Origin of the sequence: Mycobacterium sp. Aquia_216 (assembly GCF_026723865.1) — a bacterium.
In the GTDB taxonomy this organism is placed as follows: Bacteria; Actinomycetota; Actinomycetes; order Mycobacteriales; family Mycobacteriaceae; genus Mycobacterium.
In genome coordinates, this window is record NZ_CP113529.1 from 5,936,755 (window position 1) to 5,961,995 (window position 25,241).

Genomic DNA, 25,241 nt, shown 5'->3' on the forward strand with positions numbered 1-25,241 from the left:
TCGCGACAGGGGGTTAGGACCGCAAGTGCTCGCGTCGCCAGGCGCCCGGGGTCATCCCGGACTCGCGCCGGAACGCCAGTTCGAAGGTCCTGCGTTCGAGGAAGCCAACGGCAGCTGCGACGTCCGATATGCCACGTCGGGCGTACCGCGGGTCGGACAACATCGCCCGTGCTGCGACCAACCGCTCGTGGCGCAGGTAAGCGCCGGGCGTCGTCCCGATCCGTTCGAACAGGGTGTACGCACGCCGGACCGACACGTAGTGCCGCCGGGCCAGCTCCTCGACCCGAAGCTTCGGATCGGCCAGATGGTCTCGCACGTGCATCAGCATCATGTCGAGTAACACACCCGCGGAGCCGTCCTCGCCCGGCACACAAGAAGGTGCGACATTCCGCAGCGCCATCGCGAGCAAATCAATTGCGGCTTGCCCGGCATCCAGCCGCTGCTCGGCGGTAAGGCGGTCGGCTGCGACGAACAGCTGTCTCAGATAGCTCGACAGCATCTGCATGCCGGGCGCTACGGGATCGATGCCGCGCGCACAGCTTTCGGAGATCTCCGCGTTGCGGAGCGCCAGCAGCTCGCGTGAGAAAGTCAAAATCAGGCACTTGCTCTCCGTCGGAGAGACGATCTCCCACGGACTGCGCGCCTCGGTCAACACTCCTGTACCGACCGCCAGCTCGGCGAGGCGATCACGCTGGTGGACGCTTGTTGCACCGGCGACATGAATGATGAAGAGCAGCACGTCATCTGCCGACGTCTTGGCGGTCATCCGCTCGGTGCGCAGCATCCGATGCGGGCCTCCCGAGTAGGCCTGGGAGAGCGTGACGGCTCCGCCCATCTCCTGCAGCGCGATGCGCCCGCTGAAGTCGGGTCCTGTTCGGAAGTTCACCGGTACGAAGCTCTCACGTGCTATCGGTTCCAGCGTCTCGCCTGAGTACTCGTGAATCTGCACGTTTCCGATCATCCGCCCGCCCGGCACCATGTCATCGGCGGTTGTGATCAAGCTCTCGAACGGGCCGCGAGGGGGGCCCGGTCCACCGCCCAGCATCGGCACACCGCAAGCACAACCGCGGGCAACGACAGTCATCGAGGCCCAGCACCGGCTCAAGCTAGCGCGAAACTCGAAATCGCCGACCGCAAATTGGTTTGCCGCGGGACGCAGGCCCGCCTGGATCCGACCGCGCTGGCGGCCCCACCCCGGTGGAGAGCCTTCGAATCACCCTCCGGCCGGCGGGTGGGCGATCACCATGGGCTTGAAACCGTATCGGGGAGGAGCAAAGTGGGCCGCCGCGGCGCGTCCCGTCCCGGTTCCCATCAGCGGCATCCCCCCGACCGCGTTGGTCGCGGGTTGTGCCGCCGCGGCGGCACCGAGGCCGTCGACCGTCACGACGCTGGGGGTCGCCACCGGGGTGACAGCCGCCCAAGAGGCCGGAACCGACAGGCCGCCAACGGATCCCGCCCTGCCCACCGCGCCCGCGGCATTGCCCAGAGCGCCGGAAAGCGCACGCGGCACAGCCTCGACCGCCTTCGCCGCACCCTCGGCCGCATGGGCGGCGCCGTCGGTGGCGGCCTTTGCGGCCTGGGGCGCGAAACCCTGGGCCAGACCTTGGACGTCTTTGAACGCGGTGGTGAAAAGCCTTGTCGGCGAAATCAATCGGATGAAGGCGTCGAACGGCGAGCTCGCATCCAGGACTTGAGACCCCGTCAGACCCTCGAAAAGGTCACCCAGCGGACCGCTCAGCTGCAGCCCATCACCTTCGGCGTTCATGCCGATCCCGCCCAGCGAAAACCCCGGAGCCGCCTGGGCATTCAGCGACCCGGCCAGCGATGACAACGTCTGGGGCACCGCGTTGAGCGCCGGCGCGTTGGTACCCGCGCTGTTGCCGGCTGCCTGGGCCGTCGCTGCGGCCTGGCCGGCCGCCCCGGCCGGGTTGGTCGTGGGGACTGCAGGTTGGGGCGGCGACAATGTCGACGCCGCGCAGGACGCACCCGCATAGCCGTACATCGCGGTCGCGTCTTGAGCCCACATCTCGCCGTACTGCGTTTCGGTGGCCGCGATCGCCGCGGTGTTCTGCCCAAGGAAGTTCGTGGCCAGCAACTCCATCAACAACGCCCGGTTGGCCGCGACCACCGGCGGGGGCACCGTTTCGGCGAACGCCACCTCAAAGGCACCCGCGGCCGCCGCGGCTTGACTGCCGGCCTGTTCCGCCTGCCCGGCCGTGCTGTGCAGCCACGCCACTTGGGGCATGGCTGCGGACAGCATCGACGAGGCGGACGGCCCCTCCCAAGGGCCGTCGGTAAGGGCGGCGATCAGCGACCCGTAGATGGCTGCCGCGCAATACAGCTCGGCGGCGAGCCCATCCCAGGCCGCCGCGGCGGCCAGCAGCGGGCCTGAGCCCGGTCCCGAATACATCAGCGTGGAGTTGATCTCCGGTGGTAACTGCGCGAAATCCAGCATCGGTGTCCTCGCCTAACCGGCCGCGGTGGCATTGGCGATCTCCGTGGCGGCATACGAACCGGCACTGAGGCCGAGCGTTGCCGCCAACTGCTCTCGGACCGTCGCCGCCTCGGCACTGATCGCCTGAAAGAGTTGCGCATGCGAAGCGAACTGTGCCGCAGTCAATATCGACACCACATCGGCAGCGGCGGGAACCACACCCGTCGTCGGTGTTGCGGCAGCCGAACTTCCCTGCCGCACTGCCGCATTGACGCTGTGCAGTTCACCCGCGACCGCATCCAGCACTTCTGGCCGTGCCCTTACGAAGGACATGTTTCCTCCTCAAAACAGTTTTGATTCAACAACTTTCGGTGTCTTAAGACTTTCAGCACCCGATGACTCTTCAGTACCCGATTGCGGTCTCCCGAATCAGATGCCTGGGAACGTTAGATGCGCCGCACCGAGAAATGACAGACCCAGACTGGCCAATTCATTATCGAGTCGAAAACTGTTCACATTCCTGGTCTGAGAGGCTGCGACTTTTGTCTTTTGAATGAAAAAGTCTGCAAACAAATATGATTGGAGGACTGTATGAACTTGCACGGGACTCCTCCGGCAAGATTTATGCTTTCGCGCGCGAAGGCACCTCGACTACTGGCCTTGCCTGCCCGCTGAATGCCGGCTAACTGCTGGCTATGCTGGTCAAAGCAGCTAATTCGCAATGCGACGGGACGGTATCGATGCCGACGCCTGAAACCTCCGCGGGTCAACAACCGTGACCGAGGAATCTGCCCTCGCGCAATTTCTGCGGGCTCGCCGAAGCATCGTCCAGCCCGCCGACGTGGGTTTGCCAGCCGGCGGGCGTCGCAGAGTCGCCGGGCTGCGGCGCGAGGAAGTAGCGATACTCGCCAACATCAGCACCGACTACTACCTCCGGCTCGAGCAGGGCCGCGAAGAGCATCCGTCGGACCAGGTCCTCAACGCCATCAGCCGCGCCCTGCGGCTGGACGACGATGCAGTGGCATACATGCGAAACCTGATGCGCCACCAGTCGGCCGACGTTGTCGAACGACTACAGGAGCCGCATCCCGGCATTCGGGGTCTGATTAACGGCTGGCCGCTGGCGGCCGCCCACGTTGTCGACCCCGGTCTGACGGTCGTCGTCGCGAACGAGCTTGCCAGCGCGCTGTCACCAAGCTTCGCGGTCGGGGCCAACACCATGCGCGAATTATTTCTCGACCAAGACCTGCCGAACTTCTACCGCAACTGGAAGAAGTTGACCGTATGGGCGGTTGCCTTGATTCGCGTCTTGTACGGCCAACGCCCAGATCCCGCCCTGATCAGGCTGGTCGACGAACTGATAGAGCAAAGTCCCCGGTTCCGTCACCTGTGGGAGCGCCATGAAGTCAAATACGAACCCGCCGGAGTGATGCTGGTCAATCACCCGCTGGTGGGGAAACTCAATCTCAACTATCAGCAGATGGTGTTGCCGGCGACCGGCCGGGTGCTGGTGACCTATTGGGCCGAACCCGGTTCGCCGTCGGAGGCCGGGATGCGTCGCCTGGGCGCTACCTAAGCCTAGGTGTCGCGCAACCAGGAATCATGCGTCCTGGATACAAAGCATTGGCGACAGCAGTATTCGTGGGGTGAGCCGGAACGAATCTGAGATCGACGCAGCTCCTGCGCCGACTGAGAACTCGCCGCGGCTTGGCCGGGCATTCATCCAGGATCCCCATCCCTTGTATCGCCGGCTGAGCGCGCAGAGCGCGGTGCATCACGTCGAGATCTGGGGTGAGGCAGATGCCTGGATCGTCACCCGCTACGCCGAGGCGCGGGCGTTATTGGCCGACCCAAGGCTGAGTAAGAACTGGCACGGCCTCACCGGGTTCTTCCCACCGGACGACCATGCTCAGCATAGGTCGCTGCTCAACAGCCATATGTTGCTGCGGGATCCGCCCGATCACACCCGGCTGCGCAAACTGCTCACCAAGGAGTTCACCGCCGGCAGCGTGCGAAAGATGCGACGCGACATCGTCGCGATCGCCGACGAGTTGCTTGATCGGATTGCGGTCGCCGCGCAAGGCGATGCCGTGGTGGATCTGATGCCCTCGTATGCGCTGGCGCTGCCGCTGGGCGTCATCGGCAGGCTGCTGGGCGTGCCGCCCGACGATCGCGACCGCTTTCGCCTGCACGTCGAACCAATGCTCACCAGCACCGACTCCGACGAACTGGTGGTGGCCGAGAATGCGTTGATCGACCTGTTGACCGCGTTGATCGCGCAGAAGCGCGTACTGCCGGCTGACGACCTGCTCAGCGCATTGGTGCACGCGTCCGACGTCGACGACGCACTGTCCCACGACGAGCTGCTGTCGACGGCTTACCTGCTGATCCTGGCCGGCTACGAAACCACGGTAAACCTGATCGGCAACGGTGTTCTTGCATTGCTGCACAACCCATCTCAACTCGCCGCAGTGCGTGCCGACCCGTCGTTGATGCCGACGGCGGTCGAGGAGTTCTTGCGGTTCGAAAGTCCGCTCAACACGGCCACCATGCGGTTCACCACCGAGGCGGTGCGGGTCGGTGATGTCGAGATACCGGAGGGCCAACTGGTCTTGATCGCCTTGCTCGGCGCCAATCACGACGGCCGGCAATTCGACGACCCGGATCGCCTCGATGTCACGCGCGCGCCGAACCCGCACCTGGCGTTCGGCCACGGCATCCACCACTGCCTCGGAGCACCGCTGGCACGTCTCGAAGGCGAAATCGCGATCGGCCGGCTTCTTGCGCGTTTTGACCGGATCGCATTGGATGACAGCGTCGTTCTGCACTATCGGAACAGCACATTGATGCGCGGGCTGACCGCGCTTCCCGTTCGCCTGTGCGAACGCCGATGAACGAAAACAGAAGCCAAGGCGGCGCGATCCAATTGCTGGGCATGATCGCGGGATTGATGCTGGCACCGATCGCAACGCCCGCGCTGATATGGGCGACGATCGCGGCGAATCTACCTCTGGCACTGGTGATCGTGCAGCTATTCGTGATGGCAGTGATCTCAAACTGGCTTTCGCGCAAAACGATTCGACCTCACGAGCTGATCGAAGACGATCGCGATGACCAGGCGATGAGCAACCTCTGGAGCCGCGGCGCGCCGAACGGCTATGGTGCCAGGCATGGCGATCGAACAACGTGCTCCGGGATTGCTGCGCGCCTCGATTGCCGTGGTTGCGGCCAGTTTGGCCGTGACCACGGTATCGGCGTGTGATTCCCACAGTGCGACTCCCGCGCCGGGGGTGAATCCGCGTCAGGTCACCGTGCTGGGATCAGGGCAGGTGCAAGGCGTCCCGGACACATTGACAGCCGACGTCGGTATCGAATTCAGCGCCGCCGACGTCACCGCGGCCATGAACCAGACCAATGACCGCCAGCAAGCAGTCATCACTGCGCTCGTCGGCGCCGGCATCGACCGCAAGGACATCAGCACCACCCAGGTGACGCTGCAGCCGCAATACAGCAATCCCGAGCCCAGCGGCACCGCCACCATCACGGGCTACCGCGCCACCAATGCCATCCAGGTCAAGATCCATCCGACCGATGCTGCGTCGCGCATGCTCGCGCTGATCGTGAGCACCGGCGGCGACGCCACCCGGATCAGTTCGGTCAGCTACTCCATCGCCGATGACTCGCAGCTGGTCAAGGACGCTCGGGCGCGGGCGTTCAACGACGCCAAGAACCGCGCCGACCAATACGCCCAGCTGTCCGGGCTGCGGTTGGGCAAGGTGCTGTCCATCTCCGAGGCAACCGGCAGCTCACCCACGGCCGGGTCGCCGCCGGCGCCGCCGAAAGCCATGGCCACCGCGGTACCGCTGGAGCCGGGCCAGCAGACGGTGAGCTTCTCCGTGACCGCGGTCTGGGAGCTGGATTAGTGGCGATCGCAAGCGCGGCGTAGCCGGGCGCAGCGGGTCGCCACCCACGGATCAGTGGCGATCGCCAGCGCGGCGTAGCCGGGCGCAGCGGGTCGCCACCCACGGATCAGTGGCGATCGCCAGCGCGGCGTAGCCGGGCGCAGCGGGTCGCCACCCACGGATCAGTGGCGATCGCAAGCGCGGCGTAGCCGGGCGCAGCGGGTCGCCACCCACGGATCAGTGGCGATCGCAAGCGCGGCGTAGCCGGGCGCAGCGGGTCGCCACCCACGGATCAGTGGCGATCGCAAGCGCGGCGTAGCCGGGCGCAGCGGGTCGCCACCACGGATTGAGTCGCGCGGCTACTGCTCGTAGACCCTGGGGTCCAGCATGCCGATGTACGAGAGGTCGCGGTAACGCTCGTCGTAGTCCAGGCCGTAGCCGACGACGAAGTCGTTGGGAATGTCGAAGCCCACATAGGAGATCTCGGCGTTGGCCCGCACCGCATCGGGTTTGCGCAGCAGCGTGCACACCCGCAGCGAGCGGGGATGGCGGGATTTCAAGTTCCGCAGCAGCCACGACAGGGTCAGGCCGGAGTCGACGACATCCTCGACGATCAACACATCGCGGGCGTTGATATCGCGGTCCAGGTCCTTGAGGATGCGGACCACCCCCGAGGACGACGTCGACGTCCCGTAGGAGCTGACGGCCATGAATTCGAACTGCGTCGGCACCGGAATCGCGCGAGCCAGGTCGGTGACGAACATCACCGCACCCTTGAGCACGGTGATCAGCAGCAGGTCTTGTCCGATCTCGCTCACGGACTCGCGGTAGTCATTGCCGATTTGCTCGCCAAGCTCGCTGATTCGGGCCTGGATCTGCTCGGTGGTGAGCAGCACAGACTTGATGTCCCCCGGGTAGAGGTCCACTGGCTGCTCGGGTGTTATCGCCGAGGAGGTCTGGGCCACGCCCACAGCGTGCCATGCCAGCGGCCGAACAACCAACGGCGGCGACAATTTTGCGAATTTTCACACCGGTTCGCGGCGCAGGGTGAGCACGCCGCCGCGCCGCCCCGCGATCAGCCGCTCGCCGCGCAAGTCGGATCCGACCGCCACCCCACCCTGTCCGCGCCACGCGGTGACCAGCAGGTCCACCCCGCGGATCTGCTTGTCGGTCAGCCCCCTCGCCCCGCCGGCCAGCAACCAGCCGCGGATCACCCGGCGTCGTAGCGGGTCGGGCAAGGCGGCCAGGGCTGGGGCGCGCAGCCCGGAGTCGGCCTGCGCGCCGGGCAGCGCTTGGGCCGCGAGCGTGTCGATGAATTCGGTGTCCTCCCGCAGCGCCGTCGCGGTCCGCGCCAGCGCCTCGGCCACGCCACCGCCCAGCACGTCTTCGAGCAACGGCAGCACCTCGTGGCGCAGCCGGGTCCGGGTGAAGCGGCGGTCGCTGTTGTGCGGGTCCTGCCACGGCGTCAGGCCCAGCTCGCGGCACGCGGCATGGGTGGTGGCACGCCGGACACCCAGCAACGGCCGGCACCACGGCGGATCGTGCGGGCGCATCCCGGCGATCGAGCGCGCCCCGGAGCCGCGGCCCAGACCGAGCAGCACCGTCTCGGCTTGGTCGTCGAGGGTGTGGCCCAGCAGCACCGGCTCGTGGCGGTAGGCGCTCAACGCGCCGTAGCGCGCCGCGCGGGCCGCTGCCTCCGGCCCGCCGTCATCGCCAACCTGTACGGAAATGACTTGTGCCTCAACACATCCCAACTCGATGGCTTGGGCGCGCGCGGTTTCGGCGACGGCAGCGGATTCGGGCTGCAGGCCGTGGTCGACGATCACCGCGGTGGTGGGGCGCAGCCGGGCCGCAACAGCGGTGAGCGCCAGCGAGTCCGGACCGCCCGAGAGCGCCACGGCCCACTGGCCCCCGGCCCCCGAACAGGCCTCGAGGTGGGTCCGCGCGAACTCCTCGAGCGCCGCGCTCAGCCGCGCTACAGGACCCTGTCGATCCATCGCTGGGGGTCTTCGATCTCGGCGGGCAGCGGCAGCGTTTCGGGGCCCGACCAGACGGTGTTGAAGCGCTCCATTCCGACCCGGTCCACCACGTGGTCGACGAACGCCTTGCCACGGGTGTACTGGTTCAGCTTGGCGTCCAGGCCCAGCAGGGCCCGCATCAAGCGCTGCAGCGGCGGCGGCTTGCGATGACGGCGGTCGTCGAATCGACCACGGATGGTGGCCACCGACGGTACCGCCTTGGGTCCAACGGCATCCATCACGTGGTCGGCATGCCCCTCCAGCAAGGTGCCGAGCACCAGCAGCTGATCCAGCGCCTTGCGCTGCGGCTCGGACTGGACGGCGCGCACCAGGCCGACGACCCCCGACACCGAGCCGTCGTCGGACGCGCCGCGGTTGCGGACGTATTGGGCGAGCCTGCCGGCCACTTCCCCGATGTCGTCGCCCGCGTCGCGGGTCAACAACGCCAGCGCGTCCGACATGTAACCGGGCAACCAGCGGTTGGCTGAAAACTGCACCCGGTGCGTCACCTCGTGCAGGCACACCCACAGCCGGAAATCGGCCGGCTCGACTCGCAGCTGGCGCTCGACCCCGATGATGTTCGGGTAGACCAGCAGCAGGCAGCCCTCTTTGTCGGCGAAGAACGGGTCGTACTGGCCGAGGATCCCGGACGCCACAAACGCCAGCACGGCGCCGGTCTGCGCACCGGTGAGCCGGCCGGTGAGAAAGCCCCGGGGCTTTTCGGTGCCGTTCGTCATCACCCGCATCGAGTCCGCCGCCGCGCGAACCCACTCGGCGCGGTCGATGATGCGCGCCGCCGGCACCTCGCCGTCGGTGGCCAGGCCCGTGACGTCACGCACCAGCGGTTCGGCTTTCATCGACGAACTCGCCAGCTCGTCGATCGCCTGACGGCGGGTGTAGTCGCTGGCCGGCGGTCCGGGCCGGGCCAGCCGAGTGCCGACAGTCGCCGCGAATCGCCAGTCGACGGCGGTACCCAGGGTGAGGTCGGGTGAGCCGGTCATGTGCACCCGCAGGTCCACAGCCGGGTGGCCAGGGCGTCCATCACGTTGCGCCCGTTGGGGCCGGCGGCGTTGGAGAGGAACGCGAACGTGAGCACGCGGCCGCTGCGGTCGGTGACGACTCCGACCAGCGAGTTGGTGGCGGTCAACGAGCCGGTCTTGGCGCGCAACCAGCCGGCCGGTCCCAGATTGGTGGCCTGGTCGATAAAGCGGTCAGCCAGCGTCCCGCTGCCGCCGGCGATCGGAAGCAGATCCAGCAGCGCCCGCAACGACGGCTGGTCGGGCCCCGCGGCGGCCTGCACCGTGCCGTCGAGGGTCTTGGCCGTCAGGCGATCGTCGACCGATAGCCCGCTGGAGTCCAGCAGCGCGGCGCCGGTGGTATCGATATGGGCGGTACCCAGTCGGTTGGTCACCGCGTCGACCGCGCCCATGAAGCTGCGTGGCCGGTTGATCGCCGCCGCCACCTCCCGGGCGATGCATTCGGCCAGGACGTTGTCGGAGTGATCCATCATCTCGCCGAGCCGCTGGACCAACGGCGCCGATTGCACCACCGCCAGCTGCCGCGCCCCGGACGAGGCCGACGCGATGGTGACGGCGGCCGGATCCAGGCCGAGGGCCTTGGCCAGCTCGCGCCCGGCGTCCAGCGCCGGGGTTTTGGAACGCCGCGAGTTCACGGTGCTGGGCTGGATGCGCCCGGCGTCGATCATCAACGACTCGATCGGCGCGATGTCGCCATTGTCGACGTCGGAAGGATCCCAGCCCTGCGCCATCGTCGGGCCGCTGAACGCCGACGTATCCACCTGCACGGTGGTCGGCGTCATGCCGCTGCGATGAATCTGCTCGACCAGGTCGCTGATCCGTGGCGCACCCCGGTACCAGGTCGGGACGTCGGGCGGCGCCGCCGACAGGGTGGGATCACCGGCACCCACCAGCACGATCGGTCCCTGCGCGTTCTGACTGCCGGCCACGACGCGGGTGCTGATCCGGGCCTGACGATCCAGCGTCAGCAACGCCGCGGCCGCGGTCAGGACCTTGTTGGTGGACGCCGGCACCAACGGCAGGTCGTCGGCCACCTGCCAGAGCTCTTTGCCGGTGATGGCGTCGGTGATCCGGCCCCCGAGCCGGCCCAGATTGGGGTCGGCGGCCACCGGCCCCAGCACGGCCGCCAGCGAACCGGCCGACGGCATCTCGGCGGTGTCGGCGACGGGCACCATTCCCGGCTTCACGATCGGTGCCCGCGGAGGCGGTACGGGAGCGTGCGCGTTGCCGCTACCGTGCCCACCCGTGGTGAAGAAGGTGGCCGCGGCCACCACGGCGCCGACGAACGCCAGCACGGCCAATCCGATGAACACCTGGGTGGATTTCCGCCAGCGAGTACGACCCATCACTCTCCTGACTGTTTGGTCCCATTCTGCCGAAGCTGCCGTAACTCGCTCGACTAGGGTGATCCGCGACGCAACCGACCTACCCGGTCCACCCAGATTTACTTCTCTTCAAAGGAGCTCAGACAGTGCAATTCGACGTGGTCATTGAGATCCCGAAAGGCCAGCGGAACAAGTACGAGGTCGATCACGAGACGGGGCGGGTGAAGCTGGACCGCTACCTGTACACGTCGATGGTCTACCCGACCGATTACGGGTTTATCGAGGACACCCTCGGCGAGGACGGCGACCCGCTGGACGCACTGGTGCTGCTGCCGCAGCCACTGTTCCCCGGAGTGCTGGTGGAGGCGCGGCCGGTGGGAATGTTCGAGATGACCGACGAGGCCGGCGGCGACGCCAAGGTGTTGTGTGTTCCGGCCGGCGACCACCGCTGGGACCACATCCAGGACATCGGCGACGTGCCGGCCTACGAATTGGACGTCATCAAACACTTCTTCTCCCAGTACAAGGCCTTGGAGCCGGGCAAGTACGTCAAGGCGGCGGACTGGGTCGGTCGCGCCGAAGCCGAGGCAGAGGTGGAGCGCTCCTTCGCGCGGTTCAAAGAGGGCGGGCACTAACGCTCGCGGCGTAACCGCGCCCACCCCGCACACCGTTTCTCGGTGGCATCCTGGCGATGTGACCCCAGTGCTGCATTTCGCCGCGAATTTCTGGTGGCTGATCTTCCCGTTCGCGGGTGCGATCGGAACTGGCATCAGGGCGGTAACCGCTGCCAACGAGCGCCGGGCAGAGCGACGGCTGGAACGGTACCGGCTCAAACAGCAGGCCAAGATCGCCGTGGCTCAAGCGTCCGGCCGGGTGCAAGACGACGAGGAAAGCTCTCGGCGAGATCTCACGAAACTCATTGCGGCACACGATCGCACGGATGCGCGATGGCTTGAGTACGAGGTCGACATCGCCAAATTGCTGGATTTCCCGCTGATGACCAACATGCGAGATCCGCTGACCATCGCCTTCCACAAGGCGAAACGGCACGCGGATCTGCTGCGGCCGGAACGGCCCCACGACGTGGCGGCGCTGGTGGGCGATCGAGTGGCCCGACTGGACTACCGCGATGCCGTCCACGAATACATCAGCGCGTTCGAGATCGCCGAGACTGAGGCAATTCGCCGGCGCCGCAGCGACTTCTCCGAACACGACCAGCAGCGGCTGGCCCGCGCCCAGAGCCTGTTACACCTGGCGCAGGACGAGGGAGCCACCCGTGAGGAGCGGCAGAATGCCTACGCACGGGCCGGTAAGGAACTCGACGGCCTCATCGTGCTGCCCGCTCCCGCCCGCGCCGCCATCGAACGGCGCATCGCCGGACAAATCGAGGCGTAGCCGACGGCTTCAGGCGGTGGACGCGGCCTCACGCTTGTTACGCAGCACGCTCCACCCGAACGCCGCTCCGATGAAGACCACGCCGACCGAGGCGGTGACGACCTCGGGGATCTGGTAGCGGCGCTCGATGGACAGCAGCATGATCACCGACAGCGCGCCGATCGCCCAGTGCGCGCCGTGTTCCAGGTACACGTAGCGGTCCAGCGTCTGCTGCTGGACCAGGTAGATCGTGATCGACCGGACGAACATCGAGCCGATCAACCCCAGGCCGAGGGCGATGACGATCGGGTCCGACGTGATCGCAAAGGCGCCGGTGACCCCGTCGAACGAGAAGGCCGCGTCCAGCACCTCGAGGTACAGGAACAGCGTCAAGCCGGCCTTGCCCGTCGCCAGGACCGGCGCGGAGGCCGATGCGGCACCGTCGACGGCCGACGGCCGGAACGCCTGGCTCAAACCGTTGACGATCAGATACGTCACCAGGCCCAGCAGCCCGGCCGTCAGCACCGTCGCACGCTCATCGCTGGAGTGGGTCAATTGGCCGACTCCGACCAACGTCAGGGCGGTGGCGACCACCGAAACCTCGGCAAGGCGGCCGATGCGGGCGAAGGGGGCCTCAATCCACTTGAGCCACTTGATATCTCGGTCATAGACGACGAAATCCAGGAACAGCATCAGCAGAAATATCCCGCCGAACGCCGCGATCTGCGGATGGGCCGACGCGACCAGCTTTTCGTAGCTGGGCGAGCCGTCCGGGAATTCCAGCGCGCCGTGCGGCGGCGGGTTGAGAGCCAGCTCGAGCGCGCGAACCGGATCGACGCCCGCGGTCGCCCACACAATGAGCAACGGGAACAAAAGTCGCATCCCGAACACGGCGATCAGGATCCCGACCGTCAGGAACATCTGCCGCCAGAACTTGCTCATCCGCTTCAGCACGGCGGCGTTGATGATCGCGTTGTCGAAGGACAGCGACACCTCGAGGACGCCGAGGGCCACCAGAAGAAACAAGGCGTTGAGCCCACCGTGGGCGAATCCGAGGGCGAGGGCCGCCACGGTGACTAACAGCGAAATCCCGAAGATGCGAGCGGCGGCCATGGGTCCTTCCTGACAGCCGCCCACATTAGCGAAGCCGCTCGCCGTTGCCAGCGATCAATACCGATGCGCTTACTATTTTCAAATTGTGGCGAAACATCGGGTCCGCGGGTCGAAAGCGCCGCCCCGGTGACCGAAGTCGGCGGCGCGGCATCTCCCGTGGGAGCTGCCGGAGCCACGGGGGCGGCGCCGGGGCCGATCACGCGCGGCAGTGTGGCCCGGATAGGCGCGGCGACCGCACTCAGCGCGGTGTGCGTCTACGCGGTGATGTACCTGGCCGCACGTGACTTGGCTCCGAGCGGCTTCGCCGTGCTCGGGGTGTTCTGGGGGGCGACCGGCATGGTCGCCGGAGCCGCCAACGGGCTGCTGCAAGAGACCACCCGCGAGATCCGCGCAGCGCGCCACCGCGACGTGCCGCCGGGACCGGGCGAATCTCACACCCACCCGCTCCGCGTCGCCGCGATGGTCGGGGTAGCAGCAGCCATCGTGGTCGCGGCCAGCTCGCCGTTATGGAGCGGTTGGGTGTTCGTGGAGGAGCGCTGGTTATCGGTGGTGCTGCTCTGTGTCGGACTTGTCGGCTTCGGCCTCCACTGCACCCTGTTGGGCATGTTGGCCGGTACCGATCAGTGGACCCGATATGGCGCGCTGATGGTGACCGACGCGGCCATCCGGGCGGCGGTCGCCGTGGCCACGTTCGCGCTCGGCTGGGGCCTGGCCGGGTTCTTGTGGGCGAGTGTGGCCGGAGCGGTGGCCTGGCTGATCATGCTGGCGGTCTCGCCCACCGCCCGCGCGACGGCCCGTCTGCTCACGCCCGGCAGCACCGTGACGTTCTTGCGCGGCACCGCCCATTCGATCACCGCGGCGGGCGCCAACGCGATCCTGGTGATGGGATTCCCGGTGCTGCTCAGGCTGACCTCGACCGAGCTCGGGGCACAAGGTGGCGTGGTCATCCTCGCCGTGACGTTGACCCGCGCACCCGTGCTGGTACCCCTGATGGCCATGCAAGGCAATCTGATCGCCCATTTCGTCGACGAGCGCACCAACCGCCTCAGGGCGCTGATCGGGCCGTCGTGGGTCATCGGCGGGATCGGAGCGGTCGGGGTGCTCACGGCGGGCGTGGTCGGTCCGTGGCTGCTGCGGGTCGCCTTCGGAACCGAGTACGACGCCAGCGCCGCCCTGTTGGCATGGCTCACGGCCGGCGCCGTGGCGATCGGGATGCTGACGCTGACCGGTGCCGCCGTGGTGGCGGCCGCCCTGCACCGGGCGTATTCGCTGGGGTGGGTCGGAGCCACCGCGGCATCGGGCCTATTGCTGCGGCTGCCGCTGCCCCTGGAGACCCGCACCGTGGTCGCCCTGCTGTGCGGTCCGCTGGTCGGAATCGGCGTGCACCTGGTGGCGCTGGCGCGCGCCGGACGCCTAACCCGCTGATCCTGGCTAACCTTGTTGACATTGAAACGCAATACCAAGGCGCCTGGATCATCATTCCCGCCTTCAACGAAGCCACGGTCATCGGTGAGGTGATCGCCGATGTGCGCTCGGTCTTCGACCACATCGTGTGTGTCGACGACGGCAGCACCGACGACACGGGTGAAATCGCGCGGCGGGCCGGGGCTCATCTGGTGCGCCACCCGGTGAATCTGGGACAGGGTGCGGCCATTCAGACCGGCGTCGAGTACGCGCGCAAGCAGCCCGGGGCGCGGATCTTCGCGACGTTCGACGCCGACGGGCAGCATCGCGTCAAAGACGTATCCGCGATGATCGACCGGCTCGCCGCCGAAGACGTCGACATCGTCATCGGGACGCGGTTCGGCGGGCAGGAGAGCAGCCGCCCGCCATTACTGAAACGAATCGTGCTGCAGACCGCCGCGCGGTTGAGCCCGCGCGGTCGCCGGCTCGGCCTGACTGACACCAACAACGGGTTGCGAGTGTTCAACAAAACCGTGGCCGACGGGCTCAACATCACGATGAGCGGCATGAGCCACGCCAACGAATTCATCATGCTGGTCGCCGAAAACCATTGGCGGGTGGTCGAACAGCCGGTTGAGGTGCTCTACACCGACTACTCGAAGTCGAAAGGGCAGCCGCTGCTCAACGGTGTCAACATCATTTTCGACGGGTTCCTGCGCGGGCGGATTCCGAGATGAGAAGGACTCAATGATGAACTGGATCCAGGTGCTGCTGATCGGATCGATCATGGGGCTGCTTGTGTATCTGTTGCGGTCTCGCAGGAGCTCACGGTCCAAGGCATGGGTCAAGGTCGGCTATGTCTTGTTCGTGCTGGGCGGCATCTATGCCGTGTTGCGGCCCGACGACACCACCGTGGTTGCGAACTGGTTCGGGGTGCGCCGCGGCACCGACCTGATGCTCTATGCGCTGATCATGGCGTTCAGCTTCACCACGCTGAGTACGTATATGCGGTTCAAGGACTTGGAGTTGCGCTACGCGCGCCTGGCCCGGGCCGTCGCGCTGGCAGGTGCGCAGGCGCCGGAACCGAGCTAGCCGGTGTGGGCGGTCCGGAAATACTCGACCGTGCGACGCACGCCTTCTTCGAGTTCGACTTGCGGCCGCCACCCCAAAACCTCTGCCGCGGAACTGGTGTCGAGGCAAGACCGCTGGAGATCGCCGAGGCGATCCGGATGGAACTCCGGATCATCAGGTCCGCCAACGGCTTTGGCCACTGCCGTGTGCAGTTGGCGGTCTGAGGTCTCTATTCCGGTACCGATGTTGAAGCGCTGCGCACTGCCGGCTTCCCCGGCGGCCTTGACGAAGGCGTCCACCACATCGTCGACAAACACGTAATCGCGCGTCTTGCCGCCGTCCCCGAACACCTTGGTGGGTTTGCCCGACAGCAGTGCCTGGGCGAAGATCGCCACCACGCCCGCCTCGCCGTGCGGGTCCTGACGTGGGCCGTAGACGTTGGCCGGCGCGATATGCGAGCAGTCCACGCCGTACAGGTGCCGAAACGTGTTCAGGTAGATCTCGCCCGCCACCTTGCCTGCGGCGTACGGCGACCAGGGGTCGGTGGGCACGGTCTCGGGCGTCGGGATTTGCGACGGTGTGCCGTAGATGGATCCGCCCGACGAGGTGTGCACGACTTTGCGGACCCCGGCGCGGCGGGCGGCCTCGGCCAGTCGCACCGTGCCGACGACGTTGACCGAGGCGTCGAACTGCGGGTCGGTCACCGAGCGGCGCACGTCGATCTGCGCCGCGAGGTGGAACACCACCTCAGGCCGATGCTCGTCGAGAACCGCGGCGAGGTCCGCGGTCACGATGTCGGCCTCGACGAAGACGTGAGCGGAATTCTCGGCCAGGTGCTCGAGGTTGGTTGCCTTGCCCGTCGCGAAATTGTCCAGGCTCACGACCGAATGGCCGTCCCTCAGCAGGCGGTCGACCAGCGTAGACCCGATGAATCCGGCTGCCCCGGTTACCAGTGCGCGCACCGGCCCACCATACCGACCGGTAAGAAATAACCATGCCCGCCGTCATGACCCGGATGCCGCGGGTCGCCCTCGCGGCGACCGCGCTGGTCATGGTCGCGCTGGTGATACGGGCGGTGCTGGCGTTCGGCGGTTACTTCTACTGGGACGACCTGATTCTGATCGGGAAGGCCGGGACCGAGGGTCTGCTGTCGCCGTCGTATCTGTTCGACGACCACGACGGCCATGTGATGCCGGCGGCCTTCCTGGTCGCGGGCGCGCTGATCCGGCTGGCTCCGCTGGATTGGACCGGGCCGGCGATCAGCCTGCTGGTGCTGCAGCTGCTGGCCTCGCTGGCGCTGCTGCGCGCGCTGCATGTGATCCTCGGCTGGCGGCGCGTGCTGCTGATCCCGTTGACGTTCGCGCTCTTCACACCGCTGGGGGTGCCGGCGTTCGCGTGGTGGGCTGCGGCGCTGAACTCGCTGCCGATGCTGGCGGCGCTGGCCTGGGTGTGCGCTGACGCGGTGCTGCTGGTGCGCACCGGCAACCGGCGTTACGCGCTGACCGGCGTGCTGGTCTATCTGGGCGGGTTGCTGTTCTTCGAGAAAGCCGCGGTGATCCCGTTCGTCGCGTTCGCGGTGGCGGCCCTGCTCTGCCACGTGCGCGGTGAGCCGTCCGCGCCGCTGACGGCTTGGCGTGGGGGCTTGCGGCTATGGGTCGCGTCGCTGATCCTGACGGTCGGGTGGGTGGCGCTCTACCTGGCGGTGGTCAACCAGCAGCGCTGGAGCTCCGACCTCGCGATGACCGGGGAGCTGCTGGCTCGGTCCATCACCCACGGCATCGTGCCGGGGCTGGCGGGCGGGCCGTGGCATTGGGACCGTTGGGCGCCGGCGTCCCCGTGGGCCACTCCCCCGCTGGCGGCGATGGTGCTGGGCTGGCTGGCGCTGATCGCGGTGCTGGCGCTGTCGTTGATCCGCAAACAACGCATCGGACCGGTGTGGCTGACCGCGGCCGGCTACGCGGTGGCCTGTCAGGTGCCGATCTATCTGATGCGCTCGTCGAAGCTGACCGCGCTGGAACTCGCCCAAACCCTGCGCTACCTACCGGATCTCGTCGTTGTGCTGGCGCTGCTCGCCGCCGTCGGGCTGTGTGCACCGAATCGGCCGTTTGGCGCTCGCCTGCTGGACGCGTCGCCGCAACGCGCGATGGTGACAACGGGTTTGGCCGCGCTGTTCCTGGCCAGCAGTCTGTACTCGACTGCGACGTTTTTGACCAGCTGGCGCAATAACCCCACCCGGACCTACCTTCGCAACGTCCAATCCAGCTTGGCCGCGGCACAGGCGAATTCGACCGCGCCACTGCTCGATCAGGAGGTCGATCCGCTGATTCTGCAACGGGTGGCCTACCCGGAGAACCTGGCCAGCCACATGTTCGCCCTGCTGCGCGACAGACCGGAATTCGACACGGCGACAACGCTATTACGCATGCTGGACAGTTCGGGGCGATTGATCCCGGCGAGGGTCACCTGGATTCGGACCATCAAACCCGGGCCGATGCCGCAGTGTGGCTATTTCGCCCAGCCGGACACCCCGGCACGCATGGTCCTCGACGGGCCACTGCTGCCCGCCGACTGGACCGTCGAATTCAACTATCTGGCCAACAGCGACGGCTCGATGACCGTATCGCTGTCGGAGGGGCCCGGCGTCAAGGTCCCGGTGCACCCCGGCCTCAACCGGGTGTACGCCCGGCTGCCGGGGACCGGCGACACGATCACCGTGCGCGCCAACACCACCGCGCTGGCGCTGTGCATCGCCTCGGGGCCGGTGGGTTTTCTGGCGCCGGCCTGAGCACGTCCGTCTTAGCCGAGCTGTAGGCCGCCCGGCCCATGGATGTCGTTGTTGTGCCCCGGATTGTTGATCCGCGGGACGCCGCCCGCGGGCCCTTTCTCCCAGGTGATGTGGTTGCCGGCGCCGGTGGCATTGATGACGGCCACGGTTTGCAGGTTCACGGTGTTCGCCGCACCGCTCACGTCGACCTCGCCGCACGACCCATTAAGGGTGATGGTCGAGTCCTGCCCCACGATCCTGATGGGCGATTGATTCCCACATTCATACGTCAGGAAAGAGTAGCTGCTGTCGATCTTGGCGGGCGCCGCGTCGGCCCACGCGATATTGCCTGGCGCAGAAGCACTTCCAACGAGAACGGCAAACATGGCCACCAACACGCGAAACATGGACGCGGTCATGGGATCGACGATGCCATCGCCGGGAGTTGGCTGGCGAGGAATTTATAGCTGCCTGGTTTTTAAGCGGCGTTGGGCCCGTGCCAGCGCGCTGATGCCGAGGTCTTCCTCAGGTCGCGGTGAACCGTCGAAGCCGGACGTAGTTGAGTCACCGACGCCAGCTCAGCTTCGTGTGTTCGCGTGCGACGCCCCGCGCTGCGGTAGGTCCACCAAGCCGTGGCCGTGGCCGCGATTGCCACGACGAGCGCCAACAGCAGCAACACATCGCCGAAAGCCAGGACGATGATGATTCCGGCCGCGATCCAGACCGCCTCGCCGATTGGAAAGTGGGAATTGGCGTACCCGTTGGCAGTGACCTCGCTCATGCACTCCACAACAAGCGAGCGATAAAAAGGCTGCCCAATCCGGGGGGACGGTGACCCAACTCACTGGGGAAATCGATGGAGCCGCCTGGGGGAATCGAACCCCCGACCTATTCATTACGAGTGAATCGCTCTACCGACTGAGCTAAGGCGGCGTACCCGCACGACGGGCGGCACGAGTCTACGGCAGGCGGCCGCGCGCGCCCAACTTCAATCCCTCAGCTGCTGCCCGATGGTCGCCACCATCGCGTCGACGGCGAACTTGGGCTTGACGTTGATCGCCAGCGCTTCGCGGCACTCCAGCACCGCTTCGATGCAGCGCAGCAGCCGCTCGGGCGTGGCATGGGCGGCCAGTGCCGCCACCCGCTCGGCCATATCCGGGTGGTTGGCCCGCACCCCGTCCGCCTGCGCGGAGACCACCAGCGCGTCGCGGAAGTAGGTCGCCAGGTCGATCAGCGCCCGGTCCAGCGCATCGCGCGAGGCCCTGGTCTGGCGGGACTTCTGCCGCCGCTCGAGGTCCTTGATCGCGCCCGTGGCGCCCCGCATGGCCCCGGCGGTGCCCTTACCGGTGCCGCCGGCCCCCAGCGCGGTCCGCAGCTCCTCGGTCTCGGCCTCGGCCCGGTCAGCGGTCAGCACGACGGCCTCGGTTTCGGCCGCGGCGACCAACTCTTCGGCGGCGGCGTAGGCGCGCGCCGGGGTCGCGGCGTCGCGCACCAGTCCCAGCGCCCGCTCACGGCGCTCCCGCGCCTCCGGATCGATCGCCAGCCGGCGCGCCCGCCCCACATGACCGCCGCTGACCGACGCCGCCCAGCTCGCGGTGTCGGCGGTCAGGCCGTCACTGTCGATCAGCACCTGCGCGATGGACTCGGTCGACGGGGTCACCAGCGCGACGTGCCGGCACCGCGAGCGCAGCGTGACCGCGATGTCCTCGGGATCCACCGACGGCGCACACAGCAGGAACACCGTCGACGGCGGCGGTTCCTCGACCACCTTAAGCAGCGCGTTGGCGGCACCTTCGGTCAACCGATCGGCGTCCTCGATCACCACGATCTGCCGGTGCCCGGTGGTCGGGCGCCGCGACGCGGTCTGCACGATGGCGCGCATCTCGTCCACGCCGATGGACAAGCCTTCCGGAATCACCCGCCGAACATCGGCGTGGGTGCCGGCCATCGTCGTCGTGCAGGCCCGGCACTGTCCGCAGCCGGGGCCCCCGTCTTCGGGAGAAGATGTGCACTGCAGCGCCGCCGCGAAGCACAGCGCGGCGACCGAGCGGCCCGAACCCGGCGGACCCGTTATAAGCCAGGCGTGTGTCATAGTCCCGTGGTCCACATTGCTGTGACGGGGATCACTACGGGCGGCCCGGGCGGCGGCGAGCAGCTCGGCTTCCACCGCGTCTTGGCCTACCAGCCGCGTAAACACTCCGGACATCACCGGCAACACTAGTGAGACCAACCGACGTCCACCCACCCGCAACCGAATCGCGACAATTCCGTGATCTTTGCGCCATTTCGCCAGGAACCGGCGACTTGCCGAAGCAAATCAGGGTTACCGGCTAGTCCCTGCTGACCGATACGGTGGGTTGGTGGCAACTCCGGGTGCTCTGCCGGGGCGAATCAGCGGGTTCGTCCGCTGGGTGGTGCGCACTCCATGGCCACTGTTCTCGCTGAGCATGCTGCAGGCCGACATCATCGGCGCCCTGTTCGTGCTCGGCTTCCTGCGTTACGGCCTTCCGCCCCAGGATCGTATTCAACTGCAGGATCTGCCCACGCTCAACTTGGCGATCTTCGCCAGCTCGTTGGTCGTCTTGTTCCTGGTCGGTGTCGTGGTCAATCTCCGACTGCTGCTGCCGGTTTTCCGCTGGCAGCGCCGCGACAACATGCTCGCCGAGGCCGATCCGGCCGCCACCGAGCTGGCCCGCAGCCGGGCCCTGCGCATGCCGTACTACCGCACGGTCAGCACCGTCGTGTACTGGTGCATCGGCGGGGTGGTCTTCGTCGTCGCCAGCTGGTCGGTGGCCAGGTTCGCGGCGCCCGTCGTCACGGTCGCCACCGCGTTGGGGGCGGCGGCCACCGCGATCATCGGCTACCTGCAATCCGAGCGCGTATTGCGGCCGGTGGCGGTCGCCGCCCTGCGCAGCGGGGTGCCGGAGAACGTCAAGGCGCCGGGCGTCATCCTGCGCCAGATCCTGACCTGGATGCTGTCCACCGCGGTGCCACTGTTGGCGATCGTGCTCGCGGTCGTGGCCGACAAGATTTCGCTGCTGCACACCGAGCCGGAGAGTTTGTTCAATCCCATCCTGTTGTTGGCCCTGACGGCGCTGGGCGTGGGGCTGATCAGCACCCTGCTGGTGGCCATGTCGATCGCCGATCCGCTGCGCCAGCTGCGCTGGGCGCTCTCGGAGGTGCAGCGCGGCAATTACAACGCGCACATGCAGATCTACGACGCCAGCGAGCTGGGCCTGTTGCAAGCGGGATTCAATGACATGGTCCGCGATCTGTCCGAGCGGCAGCGGCTGCGCGACCTGTTCGGACGCTACGTCGGCGAAGATGTGGCCCGCCGGGCCCTGGAGCGTGGCACCGAGCTGGGCGGCCAGGAGCGCGACGTCGCGGTGCTATTCGTCGACCTGGTCGGCTCGACCCAGCTGGCCGCCACACGGCCGCCCGCCGAGGTGGTCCACCTGCTCAACGAGTTCTTCCGCGTGGTGGTCGACACCGTCGCCCGCCACGGCGGCTTCGTCAACAAGTTCCAGGGCGATGCCGCGCTGGCCATCTTCGGCGCACCCATCGAACATCCGGACGCCTCCGGTGGCGCGCTGGCGGCCGCCCGGGAGCTGCACGACGAACTCCTCCCGGTGATCGGCGTGGCCGAGTTCGGCATCGGGGTGTCGTCCGGCCGGGCCATCGCCGGCCATATCGGCGCGCAGGCCCGCTTCGAGTACACCGTGATCGGCGACCCGGTCAACGAGGCCGCGCGGCTGACCGAGCTCGCCAAACTCGAGGCCGGCCACGTGCTGGCGTCGGCGATCGCGGTCAGCGGCGCCCTGGACGCCGAAGCCCTGTGCTGGGACGTCGGCGAGGTCGTCGAGCTACGCGGTCGGGCCGCGCCCACTCAGCTGGCCCGGCCGTTGAATCTGGCTGCGCCCGCGGAGGTTTCGAATCCGCGACCCATTGCCCAAGAAGTATCCAGCGAAATTATGTGATCGCCGCCGGCGCTAACTGCGCTTGGCGGCCTTTTTCGCCGGGGCTTTGCGCGTGGCCTTCTTCGCGGGCCGTTTCACCGGACCCCGGGCCCGCCGATCGGCCAGCAACTCGGCGGCGCGCTCGTCGGTGATCGACAGCACGTCGTCGCCCTTGCGCAGGCTGGCGTTGGTCTCGCCGTCGGTGACATACGGCCCAAATCGGCCGTCCTTCACCACCATTGGCTTGCCTGACACTGGATCATTGCCCAGCTCGCGCAATGGAGGCGCCGAAGCAGCTTGCCGGCCACGGCGTTTCGGCTCGGCGTAGATCTTCAGCGCCTCGTCGAGCGTGATCGTAAACATCTGCTCCTCGGTCGCCAGCGAACGAGAATCCGTGCCGCGCTTCAAGTATGGGCCGTAGCGCCCGTTCTGCGCGGTGATTTCCTCGCCGGACGCAGGGTCGGCACCCACCACCCGGGGCAGCGACAGCAGCCTCAACGCGTCTTCGAGCGTGACGGTCTGCAGATCCATGGTGCGCAGCAGTGAGCCGGTGCGAGGCTTGGGGCCGGTGGGCTTCTTACCCTTCTTCGCCGGGGCCGCGTCACCGTCCTCCGGGGGCGGCTCGGGCAGGACCTCGGTCACATACGGCCCGTAACGGCCGTCCTTGGCCACGATTTCGTGGCCAGACTCGGGATCCACACCCAGCGAGCGACCCTCTTGCGGGGTGGCGAAAAGCTCTTCGGCGACCTCGAGGGTCAGCTCGTCGGGAGTCAGCGAGTCGTTGAGGTTGGCACGTTGCGGCTTTGTCTCCCCGTCGTCGCCGACAACGGGGCGCTCGAGATACGGTCCGTTCTTGCCCACCCGGACGTAGACGGGACGGCCCTGCTCATCGTCAAACAGCTTGATGGAGTTGACTTCTCGGGCATCAATGCCCTCGAGGTTGACGCCGACGAGCTTCTTGAGCCCACCGGAGCGTGCCACCGAATCCTGCACGCCGTGGTCGCCGCCGAAGTAGAAGTTGTTGAGCCAGTTGGTGCGTTGCTCGTTGCCGGATGCGATCGCGTCGAGCTCGTCTTCCATCGCCGCGGTGAAGTCGTAGTCGACGAGCCGGCCGAAATGCTGCTCCAGCAGCCCGGTGACGGCGAACGCAACCCACGAGGGCACCAGCGCGCTGCCCTTCTTGTGCACGTAGCCGCGGTCCTGGATGGTCTTGATGATCGACGTGTACGTCGACGGGCGGCCGATGCCCAGCTCCTCGAGGGTTTTTATCAACGACGCCTCGGTGAAGCGGGCCGGCGGGTTGGTGGCGTGGCCGTCGGGAGTGAGCTCGAGGGCGGCCAGCCGCTGTCCCTCGGTGAGTTGGGGCAGCCGGCGCTCGGCGTCGTCGGCCTCGCCGCCGGCCAATTCGTCCACGGTTTCCACGTAGGCCTTCAGGAAGCCGGCGAAGGTGATGGTGCGACCGCTGGCCGAGAACACCACCTCTGTTGGGGTCTGCGACCCCGTTGACAGGCCGTTGATCCGCAGGCTCAGCGTCGTACCGCGCGCGTCCGCCATCTGCGAGGCCACGGTGCGCTGCCAGATCAACTCGTAGAGGCGGAACTCGTCGCCGTCGAGTTCACGGCGCACCGCGTCCGGTGTCGCGAACGTTTCACCCGCCGGCCGGATCGCCTCGTGCGCCTCCTGAGCGTTCTTCACCTTCCGGGTGTACTGCCGCGGCGACGGGGACACGTACTCGTCGCCGTAAAGCTGACGCGCCTGATTGCGCGCCGCGTTGATCGCCGACTGCGACAGCGTCGTCGAGTCGGTACGCATATAGGTGATGTAGCCGTTTTCGTAGAGCCGCTGGGCGATGCTCATCGTCCGCTCCGACGAGAAGCGCAGCTTGCGGCCGGCCTCCTGCTGCAGCGTCGACGTCATGAACGGCGCGTAGGGACGCCGGGTGTAGGGCTTCTCCTCGACCGAGGCCACGGACAGCTGCGCGCCACGCAAACCGCTGGCCAGCTCCGTCGCTACCGCTTCGTCGAGCACGGTCACTTCATCGGCCTTGCGCAGCTTGCCCAGCGAGTCGAAATCACGGCCGGTGGCGACCCGCAATCCGCCTACCGAGGTCAGGCGAGCGATGAAGGTGGGCGGCTGGGCGTTCGGGTCGGACACGCTGGCGTCCAGCTGGGCAACGATGTCCCAGTACGAGGCGCTGCGGAACGCCATGCGGTCGCGTTCGCGCTGCACGATGATGCGGGTGGCCACGGACTGCACCCGGCCCGCCGACAGCCTGGGCGCGACCTTCTTCCACAGCACCGGACTGACCTCGTAGCCGTACAGCCGGTCCAGGATGCGACGGGTTTCCTGCGCGTCGACCAGGTCGATGTCGAGGTCGCGGGGGTTTTGCGCGGCCTCGAGGATGGCCGGCTCGGTGATCTCGTGGAACACCATCCGCTTGACCGGGATGCGCGGCTTCAGCGTTTCCATCAGGTGCCAGGCGATGGCCTCGCCCTCGCGGTCACCATCCGTGGCCAGATAGAGCTCGTCGACGTCCTTGAGCAGGCCCTTGAGCTCGGTGACCGTACTCTTCTTCTCCGGGCTGATGATGTAGAGCGGTTCGAAGTCCGCGTCCACGTTGACCCCGAGCCGGGCCCAGGGCTCCGACTTGAACTTGGCGGGCACGTCGGCGGCGGCTCTGGGCAGGTCACGGATGTGCCCTCGCGACGACTCAACGATGTAGGCGGAGCCCAGGTAGCCCGCGAGTTTGCGCGCTTTCGTCGGCGACTCGACGATGACAAGTCGCCTCGGGCTGCCATTGCCGCTGCTGTCGCGGCCTACTGTCGGGTCAGCCACCTGCGCTT

24 protein-coding genes and 1 tRNA gene are annotated in these 25,241 nt (G+C 67.2%); 11 read left to right on the forward strand and 14 right to left on the reverse strand.

What is annotated here, in order from left to right; all coding sequences use genetic code 11:
• Positions 1 to 13: 13 nt before the first annotated feature.
• From OK015_RS27890 to OK015_RS27900, 3 genes are all read right to left on the reverse strand, one after another.
• Positions 14 to 1,000 (reverse strand): helix-turn-helix domain-containing protein, encoded by a 987-nt coding sequence (locus OK015_RS27890; protein ID WP_268128101.1) that lies wholly within the window; start codon positions 998 to 1,000, stop codon positions 14 to 16.
• A gap of 213 nt (positions 1,001 to 1,213) precedes the next feature.
• Positions 1,214 to 2,455, reverse strand: a complete 1,242-nt coding sequence (locus OK015_RS27895; protein ID WP_268128102.1) for a PPE family protein — start codon at positions 2,453 to 2,455, stop codon at positions 1,214 to 1,216.
• Between the two features lie 12 nt (positions 2,456 to 2,467).
• Positions 2,468 to 2,767: a PE family protein gene (locus OK015_RS27900; protein ID WP_268128103.1), complete on the reverse strand. Its 300-nt coding sequence runs from the start codon at positions 2,765 to 2,767 to the stop codon at positions 2,468 to 2,470.
• A 442-nt stretch (positions 2,768 to 3,209) separates the two neighbouring features.
• Between OK015_RS27900 and OK015_RS27905 the strand changes: the two genes are divergently transcribed.
• The 4 genes from OK015_RS27905 to OK015_RS27920 all read left to right on the forward strand — a co-directional run bounded on the left by OK015_RS27905 (position 3,210) and on the right by OK015_RS27920 (position 6,357).
• Entirely contained in the window at positions 3,210 to 4,010 is an 801-nt protein-coding gene (locus OK015_RS27905; RefSeq protein WP_268128104.1) for a helix-turn-helix transcriptional regulator, read from the forward strand.
• A 70-nt stretch (positions 4,011 to 4,080) separates the two neighbouring features.
• A complete protein-coding gene (locus OK015_RS27910) occupies positions 4,081 to 5,328 on the forward strand; it encodes a cytochrome P450 family protein (protein ID WP_268128105.1) in 1,248 nt (415 codons plus the stop codon).
• Positions 5,325 to 5,696 (forward strand): hypothetical protein, encoded by a 372-nt coding sequence (locus OK015_RS27915; RefSeq protein WP_268128106.1) that lies wholly within the window; start codon positions 5,325 to 5,327, stop codon positions 5,694 to 5,696. Before OK015_RS27910 ends, OK015_RS27915 begins: the two co-directional genes overlap by 4 nt.
• On the forward strand, positions 5,605 to 6,357 hold the full coding sequence (locus tag OK015_RS27920; protein ID WP_268128107.1) for an SIMPL domain-containing protein: 753 nt from the start codon (positions 5,605 to 5,607) through the stop codon (positions 6,355 to 6,357). Before OK015_RS27915 ends, OK015_RS27920 begins: the two co-directional genes overlap by 92 nt.
• A gap of 338 nt (positions 6,358 to 6,695) precedes the next feature.
• Here OK015_RS27920 and hpt read toward each other — a convergent pair whose 3' ends face one another.
• Genes hpt through dacB form a run of 4 tightly spaced genes read right to left on the reverse strand, consistent with a single transcriptional unit; the run spans position 6,696 to position 10,737 of the window.
• The gene (gene hpt, locus OK015_RS27925) at positions 6,696 to 7,349 is read right to left on the reverse strand and encodes a hypoxanthine phosphoribosyltransferase (RefSeq protein ID WP_268128108.1); all 654 of its coding nucleotides are present in this window, start codon (positions 7,347 to 7,349) and stop codon (positions 6,696 to 6,698) included.
• Between the two features lie 12 nt (positions 7,350 to 7,361).
• Positions 7,362 to 8,333, reverse strand: coding sequence for a tRNA lysidine(34) synthetase TilS (gene tilS, locus OK015_RS27930; protein ID WP_268128109.1), 972 nt, complete (start codon positions 8,331 to 8,333; stop codon positions 7,362 to 7,364).
• Complete coding sequence (locus tag OK015_RS27935) at positions 8,312 to 9,355, reverse strand: zinc-dependent metalloprotease (protein ID WP_268128110.1); 1,044 nt, start codon at positions 9,353 to 9,355, stop codon at positions 8,312 to 8,314. Before OK015_RS27935 ends, tilS begins: the two co-directional genes overlap by 22 nt.
• Positions 9,352 to 10,737, reverse strand: a complete 1,386-nt coding sequence (gene dacB / locus OK015_RS27940) for a D-alanyl-D-alanine carboxypeptidase/D-alanyl-D-alanine endopeptidase (RefSeq protein WP_268128111.1) — start codon at positions 10,735 to 10,737, stop codon at positions 9,352 to 9,354. Before dacB ends, OK015_RS27935 begins: the two co-directional genes overlap by 4 nt.
• 125 nt (positions 10,738 to 10,862) lie before the next feature.
• On the opposite strand from dacB, the gene OK015_RS27945 reads away from it, so the two are divergent.
• Both OK015_RS27945 and OK015_RS27950 read left to right on the forward strand, forming a co-directional pair.
• Positions 10,863 to 11,351: an inorganic diphosphatase gene (locus OK015_RS27945; protein WP_268128112.1), complete on the forward strand. Its 489-nt coding sequence runs from the start codon at positions 10,863 to 10,865 to the stop codon at positions 11,349 to 11,351.
• A gap of 58 nt (positions 11,352 to 11,409) precedes the next feature.
• Positions 11,410 to 12,111 (forward strand): hypothetical protein, encoded by a 702-nt coding sequence (locus OK015_RS27950; RefSeq protein WP_268128113.1) that lies wholly within the window; start codon positions 11,410 to 11,412, stop codon positions 12,109 to 12,111.
• Between the two features lie 9 nt (positions 12,112 to 12,120).
• Here OK015_RS27950 and OK015_RS27955 read toward each other — a convergent pair whose 3' ends face one another.
• A complete protein-coding gene (locus tag OK015_RS27955; RefSeq protein WP_268128114.1) occupies positions 12,121 to 13,203 on the reverse strand; it encodes a DUF475 domain-containing protein in 1,083 nt (360 codons plus the stop codon).
• Between the two features lie 63 nt (positions 13,204 to 13,266).
• Here OK015_RS27955 and OK015_RS27960 point away from each other — a divergent pair, with 63 nt between their 5' ends.
• From OK015_RS27960 to OK015_RS27970, 3 genes are read left to right on the forward strand one after another with little or no spacing between them, the layout of a single operon-like run.
• Positions 13,267 to 14,628: a hypothetical protein gene (locus OK015_RS27960; RefSeq protein WP_268128115.1), complete on the forward strand. Its 1,362-nt coding sequence runs from the start codon at positions 13,267 to 13,269 to the stop codon at positions 14,626 to 14,628.
• Between the two features lie 2 nt (positions 14,629 to 14,630).
• Entirely contained in the window at positions 14,631 to 15,344 is a 714-nt protein-coding gene (locus OK015_RS27965; protein ID WP_268133168.1) for a glycosyltransferase family 2 protein, read from the forward strand.
• 13 nt (positions 15,345 to 15,357) lie between these two features.
• On the forward strand, positions 15,358 to 15,699 hold the full coding sequence (locus tag OK015_RS27970; RefSeq protein ID WP_268133169.1) for a DUF2304 domain-containing protein: 342 nt from the start codon (positions 15,358 to 15,360) through the stop codon (positions 15,697 to 15,699).
• Here OK015_RS27970 and OK015_RS27975 read toward each other — a convergent pair.
• Entirely contained in the window at positions 15,696 to 16,640 is a 945-nt protein-coding gene (locus tag OK015_RS27975; protein ID WP_268128116.1) for an SDR family NAD(P)-dependent oxidoreductase, read from the reverse strand. The two genes, OK015_RS27970 and OK015_RS27975, sit on opposite strands and share 4 nt — an antisense overlap.
• Before the next feature lie 32 nt (positions 16,641 to 16,672).
• Between OK015_RS27975 and OK015_RS27980 the strand changes: the two genes are divergently transcribed.
• Positions 16,673 to 18,463, forward strand: a complete 1,791-nt coding sequence (locus OK015_RS27980; RefSeq protein WP_268128117.1) for a hypothetical protein — start codon at positions 16,673 to 16,675, stop codon at positions 18,461 to 18,463.
• An 11-nt stretch (positions 18,464 to 18,474) separates the two neighbouring features.
• Here OK015_RS27980 and OK015_RS27985 read toward each other — a convergent pair whose 3' ends face one another.
• The 4 genes from OK015_RS27985 to OK015_RS28000 all read right to left on the reverse strand — a co-directional run bounded on the left by OK015_RS27985 (position 18,475) and on the right by OK015_RS28000 (position 20,648).
• A complete protein-coding gene (locus tag OK015_RS27985; protein WP_268128118.1) occupies positions 18,475 to 18,861 on the reverse strand; it encodes a DUF3060 domain-containing protein in 387 nt (128 codons plus the stop codon).
• A 59-nt stretch (positions 18,862 to 18,920) separates the two neighbouring features.
• Positions 18,921 to 19,223 (reverse strand): hypothetical protein, encoded by a 303-nt coding sequence (locus tag OK015_RS27990; protein WP_268128119.1) that lies wholly within the window; start codon positions 19,221 to 19,223, stop codon positions 18,921 to 18,923.
• A gap of 76 nt (positions 19,224 to 19,299) precedes the next feature.
• Positions 19,300 to 19,375 (reverse strand) — tRNA-Thr (locus tag OK015_RS27995).
• A 55-nt stretch (positions 19,376 to 19,430) separates the two neighbouring features.
• Entirely contained in the window at positions 19,431 to 20,648 is a 1,218-nt protein-coding gene (locus tag OK015_RS28000; protein WP_268128120.1) for a DNA polymerase III subunit delta', read from the reverse strand.
• A gap of 70 nt (positions 20,649 to 20,718) precedes the next feature.
• Between OK015_RS28000 and OK015_RS28005 the strand changes: the two genes are divergently transcribed.
• Positions 20,719 to 22,419, forward strand: coding sequence for an adenylate/guanylate cyclase domain-containing protein (locus OK015_RS28005; protein WP_268128121.1), 1,701 nt, complete (start codon positions 20,719 to 20,721; stop codon positions 22,417 to 22,419).
• A 12-nt stretch (positions 22,420 to 22,431) separates the two neighbouring features.
• Here the strand turns inward: OK015_RS28005 and topA are convergent, their stop codons facing one another.
• Positions 22,432 to 25,233 carry a type I DNA topoisomerase gene (gene topA / locus OK015_RS28010; RefSeq protein WP_268128123.1) on the reverse strand — a complete coding sequence of 934 codons (2,802 nt, stop codon included), beginning with the start codon at positions 25,231 to 25,233 and terminating at the stop codon, positions 22,432 to 22,434.
• Between the last annotated feature and the right edge of the window lie 8 nt (positions 25,234 to 25,241).